At 38.2% G+C, this 14,533-nt stretch carries 21 protein-coding genes; 2 read left to right on the forward strand and 19 right to left on the reverse strand.

What is annotated here, in order from left to right; translation table 11 throughout:
• Positions 1-113: 113 nt before the first annotated feature.
• Positions 114-332: a hypothetical protein gene (locus BPMYX0001_RS00385; protein WP_006093093.1), complete on the reverse strand. Its 219-nt coding sequence runs from the start codon at positions 330-332 to the stop codon at positions 114-116.
• Between the two features lie 398 nt (positions 333-730).
• Between BPMYX0001_RS00385 and pdaB the strand changes: the two genes are divergently transcribed.
• Positions 731-1,495, forward strand: a complete 765-nt coding sequence (gene pdaB / locus BPMYX0001_RS00390) for a polysaccharide deacetylase family sporulation protein PdaB (RefSeq protein WP_006093094.1) — start codon at positions 731-733, stop codon at positions 1,493-1,495.
• A gap of 213 nt (positions 1,496-1,708) precedes the next feature.
• Here the strand turns inward: pdaB and BPMYX0001_RS00395 are convergent, their stop codons facing one another.
• Positions 1,709-2,323 (reverse strand): KinB-signaling pathway activation protein, encoded by a 615-nt coding sequence (locus BPMYX0001_RS00395; RefSeq protein WP_006093095.1) that lies wholly within the window; start codon positions 2,321-2,323, stop codon positions 1,709-1,711.
• Between the two features lie 138 nt (positions 2,324-2,461).
• Here BPMYX0001_RS00395 and gerD point away from each other — a divergent pair, with 138 nt between their 5' ends.
• Positions 2,462-3,082: a spore germination lipoprotein GerD gene (gene gerD, locus BPMYX0001_RS00400; protein WP_003205520.1), complete on the forward strand. Its 621-nt coding sequence runs from the start codon at positions 2,462-2,464 to the stop codon at positions 3,080-3,082.
• A gap of 71 nt (positions 3,083-3,153) precedes the next feature.
• Here the strand turns inward: gerD and BPMYX0001_RS00405 are convergent, their stop codons facing one another.
• From BPMYX0001_RS00405 to BPMYX0001_RS00490, 17 genes are all read right to left on the reverse strand, one after another.
• Complete coding sequence (locus BPMYX0001_RS00405) at positions 3,154-4,221, reverse strand: Mrp/NBP35 family ATP-binding protein (RefSeq protein WP_018783612.1); 1,068 nt, start codon at positions 4,219-4,221, stop codon at positions 3,154-3,156.
• Between the two features lie 148 nt (positions 4,222-4,369).
• Complete coding sequence (gene cwlD / locus BPMYX0001_RS00410) at positions 4,370-5,083, reverse strand: N-acetylmuramoyl-L-alanine amidase CwlD (RefSeq protein WP_018783613.1); 714 nt, start codon at positions 5,081-5,083, stop codon at positions 4,370-4,372.
• Positions 5,084-5,149: 66 nt separating this feature from the next.
• Complete coding sequence (locus BPMYX0001_RS00415) at positions 5,150-5,578, reverse strand: DUF2521 family protein (protein ID WP_003194397.1); 429 nt, start codon at positions 5,576-5,578, stop codon at positions 5,150-5,152.
• Positions 5,579-5,991: 413 nt separating this feature from the next.
• Complete coding sequence (gene rpsI / locus BPMYX0001_RS00425) at positions 5,992-6,384, reverse strand: 30S ribosomal protein S9 (protein WP_000079986.1); 393 nt, start codon at positions 6,382-6,384, stop codon at positions 5,992-5,994.
• A gap of 21 nt (positions 6,385-6,405) precedes the next feature.
• Complete coding sequence (gene rplM, locus BPMYX0001_RS00430) at positions 6,406-6,843, reverse strand: 50S ribosomal protein L13 (RefSeq protein ID WP_001260793.1); 438 nt, start codon at positions 6,841-6,843, stop codon at positions 6,406-6,408.
• A 152-nt stretch (positions 6,844-6,995) separates the two neighbouring features.
• Positions 6,996-7,739, reverse strand: coding sequence for a tRNA pseudouridine(38-40) synthase TruA (gene truA, locus BPMYX0001_RS00435; RefSeq protein WP_033796960.1), 744 nt, complete (start codon positions 7,737-7,739; stop codon positions 6,996-6,998).
• Positions 7,740-7,753: 14 nt separating this feature from the next.
• Positions 7,754-8,548, reverse strand: a complete 795-nt coding sequence (locus tag BPMYX0001_RS00440; protein WP_018783616.1) for an energy-coupling factor transporter transmembrane component T family protein — start codon at positions 8,546-8,548, stop codon at positions 7,754-7,756.
• Positions 8,536-9,417, reverse strand: coding sequence for an energy-coupling factor ABC transporter ATP-binding protein (locus BPMYX0001_RS00445; protein WP_018767976.1), 882 nt, complete (start codon positions 9,415-9,417; stop codon positions 8,536-8,538). The genes BPMYX0001_RS00440 and BPMYX0001_RS00445 overlap by 13 nt, the downstream gene beginning before the upstream one ends.
• Entirely contained in the window at positions 9,393-10,235 is an 843-nt protein-coding gene (locus tag BPMYX0001_RS00450) for an energy-coupling factor ABC transporter ATP-binding protein (RefSeq protein WP_003194387.1), read from the reverse strand. The genes BPMYX0001_RS00445 and BPMYX0001_RS00450 overlap by 25 nt, the downstream gene beginning before the upstream one ends.
• 111 nt (positions 10,236-10,346) lie before the next feature.
• Positions 10,347-10,709 carry a 50S ribosomal protein L17 gene (gene rplQ, locus BPMYX0001_RS00455; protein WP_000331491.1) on the reverse strand — a complete coding sequence of 121 codons (363 nt, stop codon included), beginning with the start codon at positions 10,707-10,709 and terminating at the stop codon, positions 10,347-10,349.
• Between the two features lie 35 nt (positions 10,710-10,744).
• Complete coding sequence (locus tag BPMYX0001_RS00460; protein WP_000569645.1) at positions 10,745-11,689, reverse strand: DNA-directed RNA polymerase subunit alpha; 945 nt, start codon at positions 11,687-11,689, stop codon at positions 10,745-10,747.
• A gap of 181 nt (positions 11,690-11,870) precedes the next feature.
• On the reverse strand, positions 11,871-12,260 hold the full coding sequence (gene rpsK / locus BPMYX0001_RS00465) for a 30S ribosomal protein S11 (RefSeq protein WP_003194384.1): 390 nt from the start codon (positions 12,258-12,260) through the stop codon (positions 11,871-11,873).
• A gap of 24 nt (positions 12,261-12,284) precedes the next feature.
• A complete protein-coding gene (gene rpsM / locus BPMYX0001_RS00470) occupies positions 12,285-12,650 on the reverse strand; it encodes a 30S ribosomal protein S13 (protein ID WP_003194382.1) in 366 nt (121 codons plus the stop codon).
• A 21-nt stretch (positions 12,651-12,671) separates the two neighbouring features.
• Complete coding sequence (gene rpmJ / locus BPMYX0001_RS00475; protein WP_000868344.1) at positions 12,672-12,785, reverse strand: 50S ribosomal protein L36; 114 nt, start codon at positions 12,783-12,785, stop codon at positions 12,672-12,674.
• 35 nt (positions 12,786-12,820) lie between these two features.
• The gene (gene infA / locus BPMYX0001_RS00480) at positions 12,821-13,039 is read right to left on the reverse strand and encodes a translation initiation factor IF-1 (RefSeq protein WP_001029884.1); all 219 of its coding nucleotides are present in this window, start codon (positions 13,037-13,039) and stop codon (positions 12,821-12,823) included.
• A 68-nt stretch (positions 13,040-13,107) separates the two neighbouring features.
• Entirely contained in the window at positions 13,108-13,854 is a 747-nt protein-coding gene (gene map, locus BPMYX0001_RS00485) for a type I methionyl aminopeptidase (RefSeq protein WP_018767342.1), read from the reverse strand.
• Positions 13,854-14,504, reverse strand: coding sequence for an adenylate kinase (locus tag BPMYX0001_RS00490; RefSeq protein ID WP_003194378.1), 651 nt, complete (start codon positions 14,502-14,504; stop codon positions 13,854-13,856). The genes map and BPMYX0001_RS00490 overlap by 1 nt, the downstream gene beginning before the upstream one ends.
• Positions 14,505-14,533 lie beyond the last annotated feature (29 nt).

Below are 14,533 nucleotides of genomic sequence, written 5' to 3' on the forward strand. Positions count from 1 at the left end.
TCTTCGTTTTTCGATGTCAACTAAGTTTTTTAATTTCTTTTTTCGCTTTCTGCTGTTCTGCATCAGCGACGGTTATTAATTTATCATATATTAACTACTTGAGTCAACACTTTTTAATAAAAAATTCTTTTTCTTACATAACGGATGCATTCTTCTGCATTTGCTACTCTTCTAAATAAACAAAAGAGAATTTTATATCGTTCTTCCATTGTCTTTTTTACGACATCATGTATTCGCTCGTCTGCAAAATCAAATAAAAGCTCATCCAGCTCTCTCTTCAATACATATTCTATTTCTTTCTGTTCTTCTTTTGTAATCATAATCCCAAGCAAACTATCACCTCAACAATTACTCATATGCCTATATAAATACAAATTAAAAAACCCACATAAACTCTAATCTTTAGGGTGGGAGAGAACATCCGGTCATGCATAGGAGCGATCAGACCCTCTTTCCGCGCCCTATGCCAAATTAAAACAAAGAGAGAAACGAGTGCAAATCACCCTTTGTTCTTCCTAGCAGCGACTTATATGTTAGAAAATCAAAACATATATATAAAATAACGTAATATATTCATCAACTCTAATGACGAATGCATCACCACCAAAATTACAATTCATACTATATTGTCCATTATATCCATTTCCTACGATATTAATCGTTCAGTTCTCTTTTCAACTTTTTGAGCATATAAGTAACTGAAAAGGATTGGACAAAGGGGCGGAGTATTATGTTTTTCTTTTTTATAACAAGTAAACGTAAATTTAAGCACATTAGTTTAATTATTATACTGTCCTTGTTTACAGCATGGCTTCTTTTTTTTAAGACATATTCTCATCAATCGGCTTTTTCAACTGCAACTGGTCCAAAAGTCATTTACAAAGGCGATACCGCAAAAAAACAAGTTGCGTTAACATTCGATATTAGCTGGGGAGATAAAAAAGCAGTTCCTATTCTTGATACTTTAAAAGAAAGAGAAATTAAAAATGCGACTTTCTTCCTTTCTGCAGCATGGGCAGAAAGACACCCCGATATTGTCGAACGGATTATACAGGATGGTCACGAAATTGGCAGTATGGGATATAACTATACATCTTATACTTCTTTGGAGGCGAACGAAATGCGAAGAGACCTTTTACGTTCGCAAGATGTGTTTACAAAGCTTGGCATAAAACAAGTCAAGCTCTTGCGGCCTCCTAGTGGGGAATTTAATAAAACAGTTCTCAAAGTAGCAGAGTCTCTTGGATATACTGTTGTACACTGGAGTAATAATTCAAACGACTGGAAAAACCCTGGTGTAAATAAAATTGTATCAACAGTTGCTAACAATCTACGAGGTGGAGACATCGTTTTATTACACGCTTCCGATTCGGCACTTCAAACAAATAAATCTCTACCGCTGCTCCTGCAGAAATTAAAAAGCGATGGCTATGAGCAAGTATCTGTATCACAGCTTATTTCTAACACAAGCGCAAGAAGTAATGACATAAAGTGAAAATTTAATCAGTGGGAATTCTCCCCGCTGATTATTAGCCCTCACCAATCGGGCTTTTATGGACCGTTCATCTTGCACCTAACCTCTTTAATTCCGCTGAATTTTGAGGTGGAAGTGTTACTGTCCGCAAATAGCAGGATAAAAATCCCCCATACTAAAAAGGATACAGCACCCCATACGAAAGGTGCTGTATCCTTTTTCACTCGTATATTGTTAACTAACTGACTTACTTCTTTGTCCTATTAAACGATGTAATATGAGTAACTGATATGCATTACACAATAAAAGTGGTATAACCATCAAATATAACCAATCAGTATCATTAATCCGAAGCGCCGGTACCCATTCAAGGATTGTTACGACGACCATAAAGAATAAAGCCGGTATAAACGCTTTTTTATTCGTCTCTTTACTCTTTATATAGGCTACAAGTGCTCCAAATAAAAACAACATTCCTGCTACAAGAATATTATTCCCAAACGAAACATCTCCATTTGCAACGAGTACCGATCTTAAATAAACAAAATCAAAAAGTACAAATGCAATGAAAAAGAGCTGAACTGCGTTCCAAAGAGCAGACGATCGGAACATTCCTAGTCCAAAACGATGAACTGTTAAATACGCAAAAAAGCCCATTTGACTAATTACGCTAAAAATAAAACCAACGCCAAGTAACCAAAAAGAAATCATTAGAATCTCTTTACCGTCGAAATTTTGAAAAAATTTAGCGTACTTGTCCCATCCTAAAATAAAACCAATAAGGATTGTACTAATCCCCCCAAGTAGCAACGTCGTTAAAAATAGTCGTACCCATTTTCGGCTATTCACAACACATCCCCCATTATTGATATATTTCTACTTAAATTGTATCAATGACAATTTCAAAAAGCTAGCCATGAACATGTATAAATTCCTCTAAGATATTTATATTAAAAAAGAGAACTGTGTTGAAAGGAGCTCCAGCTAATGAAACGGATGCTGCTCGTTTTAGTTTCTTCACTTCTTTTTACTGTACTTGTCGCATGTGCACAAGGAAAAGAAGCGAAATCTGAATTAGATTACGATCAAACAAAAAAAATGATTGTCGATATTTTAAAAACCGATCAAGGAAAAAAAGCAATTCAAGATGTATTAACAGATGAGAAAATGAAACAAGCACTTATATTGGATGAAACTGTGGTCAAAAAAACGATTGAAGATGCGATGGTATCCGAAAAAGGGCAGCAGCTTTGGGAAAAACTATTTAAAGACCCAGAGTTTTCAGCGAAATTCGCAAAAAGTATCAGTAAAGAACAAACAGCCTTAATGAAAACTCTATTAAAAGACCCTGAATATCAAGCAGGCGTTATAGAAATCATGAAAAATCCCGAAGTAGAGAAGATGATGCTACAAACAATGAAAAGCAAAGAGTATCGTCAATATTTACAACAAGTATTAACAGAGTCCGCTGAAAGTCCACTCTTCCAAACTAAGATAATTGATATCATTAGCAAAGGTATTGAAAAAGCCGAAAAGAGCGGCGGCTCTGAAAAAAAAGAATCTGGCGGAGAAGGCGGTTCAAAAGGCGGAAGCAAAGAACAAAAATAAAACAACTCCTTGCACATAAGAAATTCCCCATCACCACATACAGGATGGGGAATTTTTCTACTTGCATAAATTTATTTTTGTTTAACTGATGTTCTATCAATAACTTGCTCCGCTATCGTCCGATAGATGACACCCGTTTTATGTGTATCCTCGTATACCGATGGCGCAAAATCTTCTTTATTCCAATCTGGTTGCTGAAGTGGGATTCGTCCTAATACATCTGTTTGTAATTCTGCGGCTAACTTATCTCCTCCGCCTTTTCCAAACACATACTCTTTCTCACCGGTTACTTTACTCTCGAAGTAAGCCATATTTTCAACAACCCCAAGAATACTATGTTCAGTACGAAGTGCCATAGCACCTGCACGAGCTGCAACAAATGCCGCTGTTGGATGAGGCGTTGTTACAATAATTTCTTTACAAGATGGTAGCATTGAGTGAACATCTAAAGCCACATCCCCTGTACCTGGCGGCAAGTCTAATACTAAATAGTCTAAATCGCCCCATTCCACCTCTGTAAAAAAGTGATTTAACATTTTACCAAGCATTGGCCCTCTCCAAATAACAGGAGCATTGTCTTCTACAAAGAAGCCCATTGAAATTACTTTTACCCCTAAGCGCTCCACTGGAATAATTTTATCGCCTCTTACGATTGGACGTTTTTCGATTCCCATCATATCAGGTACACTAAAGCCATATATATCAGCGTCAATAATACCAACTTTCTTTCCTAAACGAGCTAATGAAATCGCAAGGTTTACAGAAACAGTTGATTTACCAACTCCGCCTTTTCCACTTGCAACTGCTAAAAATGTTGTTTTAGAATGCTCTGATAATAAAGATTGACTTTCTTTCTCTTCTTGCGGTGGCGCAAACTGCGCTAGCTCTTCCTCTGTAAATTCAGCGAAACGCAAACCAACCGTTGCTGCTCCAAGTTCTTTCACAAGCTTCACAATAGTAGCCTGCAATTGCATTTGTTCAGCAGTCCCTGTTTTTACAATTGCAATTTTAACACTGACATGCTCTTTCTCAGGCTTTATATTTACCTCTTTAATTGCATTTGTTTCTTTTAATGTTTTATGTAGAAATGGATCATTAATCCCTTCAAGCGCCTCCACTACTTGCTCTTTCGTTACCATAATCAGCCCAGCCCCCTGTATGAAAAATAAAGTCATGTTAAATAAATTGGGTTTATTTATTTTCATTTCCAAAATAAATGCGTTTACATTTCCAGTATAACATATTTTCCGAAAACTTCGTTAACGAGAGGAACTCAAAAAACCCTCCTTACTCAGGAGGATTTCCTTTTTCCGTAAAATAACGTAGTATTCCCCGGTATATCGCAGCTGCAACCTTTTGCTGATACTTCTCTGAATTTAACATATATCGTTCATTTACATTCGATAAAAAACCAGCCTCAACTAAAGCACCTGGTGTTTTTGCATACTTAAGTAAATAAACACGGGAGATTGTTTTAGCTGAGCGGTTCGTATTTTCTAGGCTAGTTCGCAATTCAGCCTGTATAAACTTTGCTGCACGCTCATTTTCAATTAAAGACCGATAATAAAACGTTTGTGCTCCCTTCGAACTACTGCTAGGCAAAGCATTTAAGTGAACACTCACAAAAAAGTCTACATCCGGCTTATTAATAATCTCTACACGTTTTTTGAGATCTTCTGCTTTGCGCCTACTATATGACTTTGTGTCTTTATCAGCTAGATCATAATCTCCCTCTCGCGTTAAAATAACTAAAGCACCTTGTTCTTGCAAATAGTCTTGTACCATTTTTGTAATTTCAAGCGTAATGTCTTTTTCTACAATATCCTTACCACCAACCGCCCCTCCATCTGGTCCACCATGTCCGGCATCTAGTACAATTACTTTTCCAGATAAGGGTAAATTCCAAGCTCTCCACGATTTTGCAATTTGAAATTCTTGTTTTACCAAGAAAAACAGTACAACCGCAGCAAGCATAAAAGAGATAATTCGAATTCTCTTCATACCTTTCCTCCTCCAGCTAGTCCCTCTAATTACTTATATGGGACAAGAGGAAAGTTTATGCTTCTCTTAATGCAGCTTTAAACGATATCTTCTTTCACCCTTTTCATATCCTTCGCGCCACCATGAACTAATAAACTGTTCACAGGACTCATACAGCAACTCCTTATCGTTTGATTCTATCTCCCGCATGGTCATGCTTGTTAAAAATTGAAACAACATTTCTGTTAATTGCTGCTCCTCTTCTAAAGCTCTATATTTCACATCAAAAAAAGATTCACCATAATAGCCAAATTTGCTATATCTTGCTCCTAATAAGTACGATTCAATTCCAAGTTCAATACAATAATCCTCGTACTGTCTGTGCAGCTCTTTCATATCGAAGGCATCACGAATATTAGATCTTAATGTTTTTAATGATAGTTCGCGAAGCATCTTCCGTTCATATTTCAACTGCTTTTCTTTTTGTTTTTCTTGTAAGCTAACAATGACATTCATAGCACTTATAAACCTCCCTAATACGTATTAGTCTAAACTTCTAAAGATGAAGCATACGTAAGAAGGCAGCACTAAAATATTCCAAGCAATAATAAGGGGACTAAAAATAATTGAGGATAATTATATAAATAAAAAACAATATAAAATCTTTCTCTGCCCCCTGCCAACCAAGTTTAAACAAAAAGAACATACGAGTGCAGGTTACCTTTTGTTCTTCATAGCAGTGATTTATATTGTGAAAAATTAAAATAAATTTATCCCGTAAGCTCACGATGGGTGGAAGTTTCACTTTATATAGTTCCATTAGGCATATTGAACTCCCCCCACCTTCACTTCGTTTAGAGGAGCGGGTCTTACTGGTTGAAATAATAAAAAACCCCAGCCAATAGACTGGGGTTTGAAGTTCGCAAAAATTAACGTTTTGAGAACTGAGGTGCACGACGTGCGCCTTTAAGACCGTATTTTTTACGCTCTTTCATACGTGCGTCACGAGTTAATAGACCTGCACGTTTTAATGTTAGACGGTATTCTGGGTCAGCTTTTAATAAAGCGCGAGAGATACCGTGACGAATAGCACCAGCTTGACCAGTGTATCCACCACCATTTACGTTTACAAGTACATCGTAGTTACCTAAAGTTTCTGTTGCAACTAGAGGTTGTTTCACTACTTCACGTAATGCAGCAAATGGGATATAGTTTTCAAAATCACGACCGTTAATGATAACGCGTCCTTCGCCTGGAACTAGGCGTACGCGTGCTACTGAACTCTTACGACGTCCAGTACCATAGTATTGTACCTGTGCCAATGTAAGCCCTCCTTTAATTAATTATCCGCGAAGTTCGTAAACTTCTGGTTTTTGTGCTTGGTGTGGATGCTCAGCTCCAGCATACACATTTAATTTTTTAGACACTTGACGTCCTAAACGTCCTTTTGGAAGCATGCCTTTAATTGCAAGCTCTAACATTTGTACAGGATAGTTTGTACGCATTTCTAGAGCTGTTCTTTGTTTAAGTCCACCTGGGTGGTTAGTGTGACGGTAGTAAATTTTATCGTTTAATTTATTACCTGTTAAATGAATTTTCTCAGCGTTAATAATAATTACATGATCACCCGTGTCAACGTGTGGTGTAAATGTTGGTTTGTTTTTACCACGTAAAATGGATGCTACTTCACTAGCAAGGCGACCTAAAGTTTGACCTTCAGCGTCAACCACATACCATTTACGCTCAACTTCGTTAGCTTTTGCCATAAAAGTCGTACGCATGTGTTTCCCTCCTCGTTATCTTTTCCATAGAAAAAATCTATTGTTTATCTTAAACACGATTTCCTTCCGGGGCTAATCGTGGTTTTAGAAACAATACCATATGTTATGATATCCTTTTGAGTTTCTAATGTCAAGCAAATGTTACACCAGGATTAGTTGTTATAGTTTACCTGCCATAAATAAAGCCCATGCCCTGGCACCATCTTCCCTGCAAAACGACGATCTTGTTTTTTTAAAATCTCTGGAATGCTGTCAGGAACCATCTTTCCTTGTCCTATGCTAAGTAGTGTACCAACAATAATTCGAACCATATTATATAAAAATCCATTACCTACAAAACGAAAAATTAACTCATCATCTTGTTCCATTAAATCTATTTCATAAATTGTTCGCACTTTATCCTTTTTGTCAGTTTTTGTCGAACAAAACGAAGTGAAATCATGTGTTCCAATAAAATAAGGAATTGCTTTTCTTATAGATTCTATCTCAAGTGGATATGGATACTGGTATACGTAATTTCTACGGAATACATCAGCATTTTTAGATAATAATACACGGTAGCGATATTCTTTTCTCTCAACACCATAGCGTGCATGAAAATCTTCTGTTTTTTTCTCTACTTGCCTGACAACTATATCGTCTGGCAGCATCGTATTTAAGGCATTCATCCATTGCCATTCTTCAAGAGACAACGGTGTGTCAAAATGAATAACCTGTCCTCTTGCATGAACAGTAGAATCTGTTCGTCCTGATGCCTGAACACGAACAAGCTCTCCTTTATGCAACTTTTGCAGAGCTTTCTCTATTTCTTGTTGAACAGTACGATGCTGCGGTTGAATTTGATAACCGCAAAAATTGATGCCATCATATGCAACTGTACATTTTATTCTTTCCATTTCTCTATTCTCCATTACGATCGCACCCATGCTAGAATACATGCTAAACAAAGTAAACTTACTATCGTTAACGTATCGCTTGTTTTCCAGCGTAGCTGCCTAAATTTAGAACGTCCTTCACCACTTTGATACCCACGCGCTTCCATTGCAATCGCTAAGTCCTCAGCACGCTTAAAAGCACTAATAAAAAGCGGTACAAGCAAAGAAATAACCGCCTTTAATCGATCCTTTATCGGCCCACCAGAAAAATCAATACCACGGGATGCTTGTGCTTTCATAATTTTACTCGTCTCATCCATTAATGTTGGAATAAAACGAAGAGAAATAGACATCATCAATGCAATTTCATGAACAGGAACCTTTATACGCTTTAATGGCTTTAACAATGTTTCCATACCATCAGTAATTTCAATTGGTGTTGTTGTTAACGTTAATAATGTCGTCATTAAAATAATGACAAAGAAGCGTATAGAAATATATATCCCTTGCTCTAATCCCTTTTCATGTATCGAAAACCAACCAAGCTCAAGCAGTACATCCCCTTCTTTATTTGTAAAAATATGCAGAAAAAAGGTAAACAGAAAAATCCATAAGATTGGTTTTAAGCCCGAAAGTACATAACGAATCGGCACTTTTGCAAAAAATAAAGCAATGAGTGCATATAAAAATAAAAGTCCATATGAAATCGCATTATTTGCTAAAAAGACAACAAATACATATAAAAAGACAATCAACAGCTTCGCACGTGGATCAAGTTGATGAATGAGTGACCTACCTGGAATATATCTCCCAATAATCAACTGCTGCATGATTCATGACCACCTTTTCGTAACACCTGTACAACTTCATGAGTAAGATCCTCTAAAGATAAGGTAGCCTTCGGAATCGAAATACCAAACTTCTCTTCAATTGCACGTTTATACTTTAAAGACATTGGAAGATCCACGCCGATTTGTTCTAACTCATCTGCATGTAAAAATACTTCCTCTGCTGTTCCTTGCAAAAAGACCGTTCCTTTATGCATAACCACAATTTGATCCGCATATTTAGCAGCATCCTCCATGTTATGGGTAACAAGGATTACTGTAAGCCCCTGTTCCTTATGAAGCTTATAAAACATCTCCATAAGCTCATGCTGTCCTTTAGGATCAAGCCCTGCTGTGGGTTCATCTAATACAAGCACTTCCGGTTCCATCGCAAGTACGCCTGCTATTGCAACACGTCTCATTTGTCCACCACTTAACTCAAACGGCGAACGCGCTAATAGCTCTGGATCCAATCCTACAATCTCAATTGCATCCCTCGCCTTTTGTCTTGCCTCTTCTTCCGATACTCCGAAATTTGAGGGTCCAAAACAAATATCTTTCTCAACTGTTTCTTCAAATAACTGATGCTCTGGAAATTGAAAGACAACCCCTACTTTTTTTCGTAGCGGCTTTAATTTCTTTTCTTTCTTTTGTGAGGAAATCAAATGCTCCCCAATTTGGACCGTGCCATTTGTCGGCTGCAATAAACCATTTAAATGTTGAATCATCGTCGATTTGCCGGAACCAGTATGACCGATAATGGCATAATACCCCCCACTTGGAAACGACACGTTTACATCATAAAGCGCGCGTCTTTCAAATGGAGTTTTATATTGATAACGATGCTCTACTGTTTGGAATGTAATCTCCAAAGTTCGTTCACCAAGCTTTCCATTGTAAGATGCGTATTTTGCAGTGGAATTTCATTTCTTTTTAATAATTCTGCTATTTTCACTGAGAATGGTACATCTAATCCGATTTCCCTAAGCATATGAGAGGACTTGAAAATTTGCTCTGGCGTACCTACCTCTAATATTTCTCCCTGATTCAAAATGATAACACGGTCTGACTGTGCAGCTTCTTCCAAATCATGCGTAATCGATAACACGGTAATACCTTTTGTATCCACAAGCTTCCTCACCGTTTCAATTACTTCACGTCGTCCTTGTGGATCTAACATCGATGTTGCTTCATCCAATATTAAAATAGATGGTTGCAATGCTAGCACACCTGCAATTGCAACACGTTGCTTTTGTCCACCAGATAACGAATGAGGCTCTTCATTAAGAAACTCTTCCATTCGGACCATCTGCAGCGCTTGATTCATCCGTTCTACCATCTGTTCCCGAGGCATCCCGATATTTTCAAGACCAAATACAACATCATCCTGCACTGTGGTCCCGACAAATTGATTATCTGGATTTTGAAATACCATACCTATTTGCTTTCGAATATCCCATACCGTTTCTTCAGATAAAGTCATTGTATCATTTACAACAATCGTGCCTGATTCCGGTAAAAATAAACCATTTAATAATTTTGCAAGTGTAGACTTTCCTGAACCATTTTGTCCAATTACAGAAACCCATTCTCCCTCATATAAAGAGAATGATACGTCTTTTAGCGCATAAGAAGTTGCCCCGGGATATTGAAATGATATATTTTGCGTGCGAAGTTTCTCTTTTTTCAATGCAAGGCACCCTCTCTCATTACTTCATCAAGTTAGCCTATTTTCTATATTTAAAAAAAAAGGGCCACGACCAGTTACTTGAAAAGAACTGTCCTGCCCTTTTAATTATCATTATACTAACTCGATAATTACCATTGGTGCTGCGTCTCCGCGACGTGGACCAATTTTTGCAATACGAGTGTATCCGCCTTGACGCTCAGCATAGCGTGGAGCTACATCAGCGAATAATTTTTGAAGTGCATCTTGACCAGTCTCAGCATTAGCAACTTCATTGCGGATGAAAGATGCAGCTTGACGGCGAGCATGAAGATCTCCGCGTTTACCTAAAGTGATCATTTTTTCCACTACAGAACGAAGTTCTTTTGCACGAGTTTCTGTCGTTTGGATGCGCTCGTTGATAATTAAATCTGTAGCTAAGTCACGTAACATAGCTTTACGTTGCGCACTTGTACGGCCTAATTTTCTGTATGCCATTCGTAGTTCCCTCCTTTGTTGATGAGATTAAATCCTCAGTCGTCTTTACGTAAGCCTAAACCTAATTCCTCAAGCTTATGCTTAACTTCTTCTAAGGATTTACGTCCTAAGTTACGAACTTTCATCATATCTTCTTCTGTTTTGTTCGCAAGCTCTTGTACAGTATTAATTCCTGCACGTTTTAAGCAATTATAAGAACGAACAGAAAGATCAAGTTCTTCAATAGTCATTTCTAGAACTTTTTCTTTTTGATCTTCTTCCTTCTCGACCATAATCTCAGCATTTTGTGCTTCATCAGTTAAACCAACGAAGATATTTAAATGCTCAGTTAAGATTTTGGCACCTAAAGAGATAGCTTCTTTTGGCCCGATGCTTCCATCCGTCCATACATCAAGCGTAAGCTTATCATAATTTGCCACTTGTCCGACACGTGTCTTTTCCACTTGGTAAGTCACACGTGATACTGGAGTATAAATAGAATCAATAGGAATAACTCCTATTGGTTGATCTTCGCTTTTATTTGCATCAGCTGGCGTATACCCACGGCCACGCTTTGCAGTTAAACGCACGCGGAAATGCGCATCTTTTGCTAACGTCGCAATGTATAAATCTGGATTTAAGATTTCAACATCACTATCGTGAGTAATATCAGCAGCTGTGACAATACCTTCGCCCTGTACATCGATTTCCAACGTCTTCTCTTCTTCAGAGTAGATTTTAAGAGCTAACTTTTTCAAGTTTAAGATGATCGTCGTAACGTCCTCTACTACGCCCTCAACTGTTGAAAATTCGTGTAATACGCCATCAATTTGGATAGCAGTTACAGCGGCACCAGGGAGTGAGGATAAAAGAATACGACGTAAGGAGTTACCCAAAGTAGTACCATATCCACGCTCAAGCGGTTCAATCACGAATTTACCATATTTAGCATCTTCGTTAAGTTCAACCGTTTCGATTTTCGGTTTTTCAATTTCAATCATTAACTAAACCCTCCTTCAAAACGTCGAAACCTCGGCTAAACAAAGGAAAAAACCTCTGTCTAACCGAAAGTCCCCCTTAGGCAGTTCCCGATTGTGCACAACAAGCGATGTTTCTGTACGAAATTTCTCGATAATGCATCATATCCATTATAGACAAAAGGGAAAATTCTATACAGAAAAATTAAACACGACGACGTTTTGGCGGACGACATCCATTATGAGGAACTGGAGTAACATCTCTGATTGCTGTTACTTCTAGACCTGCAGCTTGAAGAGCACGAATTGCAGCTTCACGACCAGCACCAGGACCTTTTACAGTAACCTCTAAAGTTTTTAAACCATGCTCCATTGCAACTTTAGCAGCAGTTTCAGCAGCCATTTGCGCAGCGAATGGAGTAGATTTACGAGATCCACGGAAACCAAGTGCACCAGCACTAGACCAAGAAAGTGCGTTACCGTGAGTATCTGTAAGTGTTACGATTGTGTTGTTGAAAGTAGAACGAATATGAGCAATACCAGCTTCAATATTCTTTTTCACACGTTTTTTACGAGTGTTTGTTTTACGTGCCATTGTTAGTTCAACCTCCTTTACTTATTATTTCTTTTTATTTGCTACTGTACGACGTGGACCTTTACGCGTACGAGCATTATTTTTAGAATTTTGACCACGAACTGGTAAACCACGACGGTGACGAAGACCACGGTAAGAACCGATCTCCATTAGACGTTTAATGTTAAGAGAAACTTCACGACGAAGGTCTCCCTCAACTTTAACGCGGTCTACGATGTCACGGATACGTCCTAATTCGTCTTCCGTTAAATCACGAACTCGTGTTTCTTCAGAAACACCAGCTTCAGCAAGAATTTTTTCAGCAGTTGTGCGACCAATGCCGAATACGTAAGTTAAAGAAATAACAACGCGCTTGTCACGAGGAATATCTACACCTGCGATACGTGCCATTCCGAATGCACCTCCTTCTGATTAACCTTGTTTTTGTTTATGTTTAGGGTTTTCACAAATAACCATTACTTTTCCACGTCTACGAATAACTTTACATTTTTCGCAGATTGGTTTAACTGACGGTCTTACTTTCATGTCTCGAACCTCCTTAAAGATTACGGAGTGCTATATTATTTAAAACGGTACGTAATACGACCACGATTTAAATCGTACGGAGATAATTCTACCGTAACTTTGTCTCCTGGTAAAATCCGAATGAAGTTCATACGGATTTTACCAGAAACGTGAGCCAATACGACATGCCCATTCTCTAATTCTACTTTGAACATAGCATTTGGCAACGTTTCAAGAACGGTACCTTCGACTTCAATTACATCATCTTTAGCCATTCAATAGTTCTCCCTTCTTCAAATCAGTAACATTTTACACTGCTCTGAAATCCCGGAGAGCCAGCTACTTATAAAGTGGTAAGGATTTCGTATCCTGCTTCTGTAAGAGCAATCGTGTGCTCAAAATGTGCACACCATTTACCATCTACCGTTACCACTGTCCAGTCATCAGATAGTGTTTTTACATATCGTCTTCCTTGGTTCACCATCGGTTCGACACAGATGACCATTCCCGGCTTTAATCTAGGACCTTTATTTGGTGGACCGTAGTGCGGGATCTGAGGGTCCTCATGTAAGTCTTGCCCGATTCCGTGACCAACATACTCCCTAACGATCGAGAATCCATTATCTTCAGCATACGTTTGAACTGCATGTGAAACATTTGATAATCTCACGCCTGGTTTTATTTGTTCTAGACCAAGATACAACGATTTTTCTGTGACATCAAGTAGCTTTTGAACAGATTCAGAAATGTTTCCTACTGGATACGTCCACGCAGAATCTCCATGGTACCCATTGTATTTCGCACCAATATCGATACTGATGATATCACCTTCTTGGAGCTTGCGCTTACCTGGAATCCCATGTACAAGCTCTTCATTTACAGAAGCACAGATGCTTCCCGGAAATCCGTTGTATCCTTTAAAAGATGGCGTAGCACCATATTTTCGAATCGTCTTTTCCGCTATTTGATCGAGCTCTTTCGTTGTAATTCCTGGAGTAATATGCTTTTTCAACTCTTGATGAGTTAAAGCAACGATCTTGCCAGCTTCTCGCATGATTTCTATCTCGCGAGGAGTTTTGCAAATGATCATTACGCTAAGTCTCCAATGAGAACATCAATATCAGCAAATACCTTATTGATATCTTGCTCACCATTAATGCTTTGTAAGTAACCAAGCTCTTCATAGAAATCAAGCAAAGGTTTTGTTTGCTTAATATTTACCTCTAAACGATTCGCTACAGTTTCTTCATTGTCATCAGAGCGTTGATATAATTCGCCACCACATTTATCGCACACGTCAGCTTTTGCTGGCGGATTGAATTCTAAGTGGTAAGTCGCACCGCACTCTTTACAAATACGACGGCCTGTAAGACGTTTTAATAGCAATCCTGAATCCACATTAATGTTTAAAACATAGTCGATTTTTTTGCCAAGATCTTTCATAATCTCTTCAAGTGCAGATGCCTGTGCAACTGTTCGTGGGAAACCATCTAGTAAGAAGCCTTTTACACAGTCTTCTTGACTTAAACGTTCACGAACAATTCCGATTGTAACTTCATCTGGAACAAGCGCACCTTTATCAATAAAGGACTTTGCTTGTAAACCAAGTTCAGTTTCAGCCTTCATAGCTGCACGGAACATATCTCCTGTTGAGATGTGAGGGATGTTATACTTGGCAACAATCTGTTCGGCTTGTGTACCTTTACCAGCACCAGGAAGCCCCATTAAAATTAAGTTCATCCTTGTTCCCCCTCAATACATGAGCATGT

It is taken from the genome of Bacillus pseudomycoides DSM 12442 (assembly GCF_000161455.1).
Classification (GTDB): domain Bacteria; phylum Bacillota; class Bacilli; order Bacillales; family Bacillaceae_G; genus Bacillus_A; species Bacillus_A pseudomycoides.

Coding starts and splice junctions, on each gene's coding strand:
- rplM (WP_001260793.1), bottom strand. CDS start 6,843: ATGCGTACGACTTTTATGGCAAAAGCTAACGAAGTTGAGCGTAAATGG.
- BPMYX0001_RS00490 (WP_003194378.1), bottom strand. CDS start 14,504: ATGAACTTAATTTTAATGGGGCTTCCTGGTGCTGGTAAAGGTACACAA.
- map (WP_018767342.1), bottom strand. CDS start 13,854: ATGATCATTTGCAAAACTCCTCGCGAGATAGAAATCATGCGAGAAGCT.
- BPMYX0001_RS00460 (WP_000569645.1), bottom strand. CDS start 11,689: ATGATTGAAATTGAAAAACCGAAAATCGAAACGGTTGAACTTAACGAA.
- rplQ (WP_000331491.1), bottom strand. CDS start 10,709: ATGGCATACAGAAAATTAGGCCGTACAAGTGCGCAACGTAAAGCTATG.
- pdaB (WP_006093094.1), top strand. CDS start 731: ATGTTTTTCTTTTTTATAACAAGTAAACGTAAATTTAAGCACATTAGT.
- rpsK (WP_003194384.1), bottom strand. CDS start 12,260: ATGGCACGTAAAACAAACACTCGTAAAAAACGTGTGAAAAAGAATATT.
- rpmJ (WP_000868344.1), bottom strand. CDS start 12,785: ATGAAAGTAAGACCGTCAGTTAAACCAATCTGCGAAAAATGTAAAGTT.
- rpsM (WP_003194382.1), bottom strand. CDS start 12,650: ATGGCACGTATCGCAGGTGTAGATATTCCTCGTGACAAGCGCGTTGTT.
- BPMYX0001_RS00415 (WP_003194397.1), bottom strand. CDS start 5,578: ATGAATGTCATTGTTAGCTTACAAGAAAAACAAAAAGAAAAGCAGTTG.
- truA (WP_033796960.1), bottom strand. CDS start 7,739: ATGGAAAGAATAAAATGTACAGTTGCATATGATGGCATCAATTTTTGC.
- BPMYX0001_RS00405 (WP_018783612.1), bottom strand. CDS start 4,221: ATGGTAACGAAAGAGCAAGTAGTGGAGGCGCTTGAAGGGATTAATGAT.
- BPMYX0001_RS00440 (WP_018783616.1), bottom strand. CDS start 8,548: ATGCAGCAGTTGATTATTGGGAGATATATTCCAGGTAGGTCACTCATT.
- cwlD (WP_018783613.1), bottom strand. CDS start 5,083: ATGAAGAGAATTCGAATTATCTCTTTTATGCTTGCTGCGGTTGTACTG.
- gerD (WP_003205520.1), top strand. CDS start 2,462: ATGAAACGGATGCTGCTCGTTTTAGTTTCTTCACTTCTTTTTACTGTA.
- infA (WP_001029884.1), bottom strand. CDS start 13,039: ATGGCTAAAGATGATGTAATTGAAGTCGAAGGTACCGTTCTTGAAACG.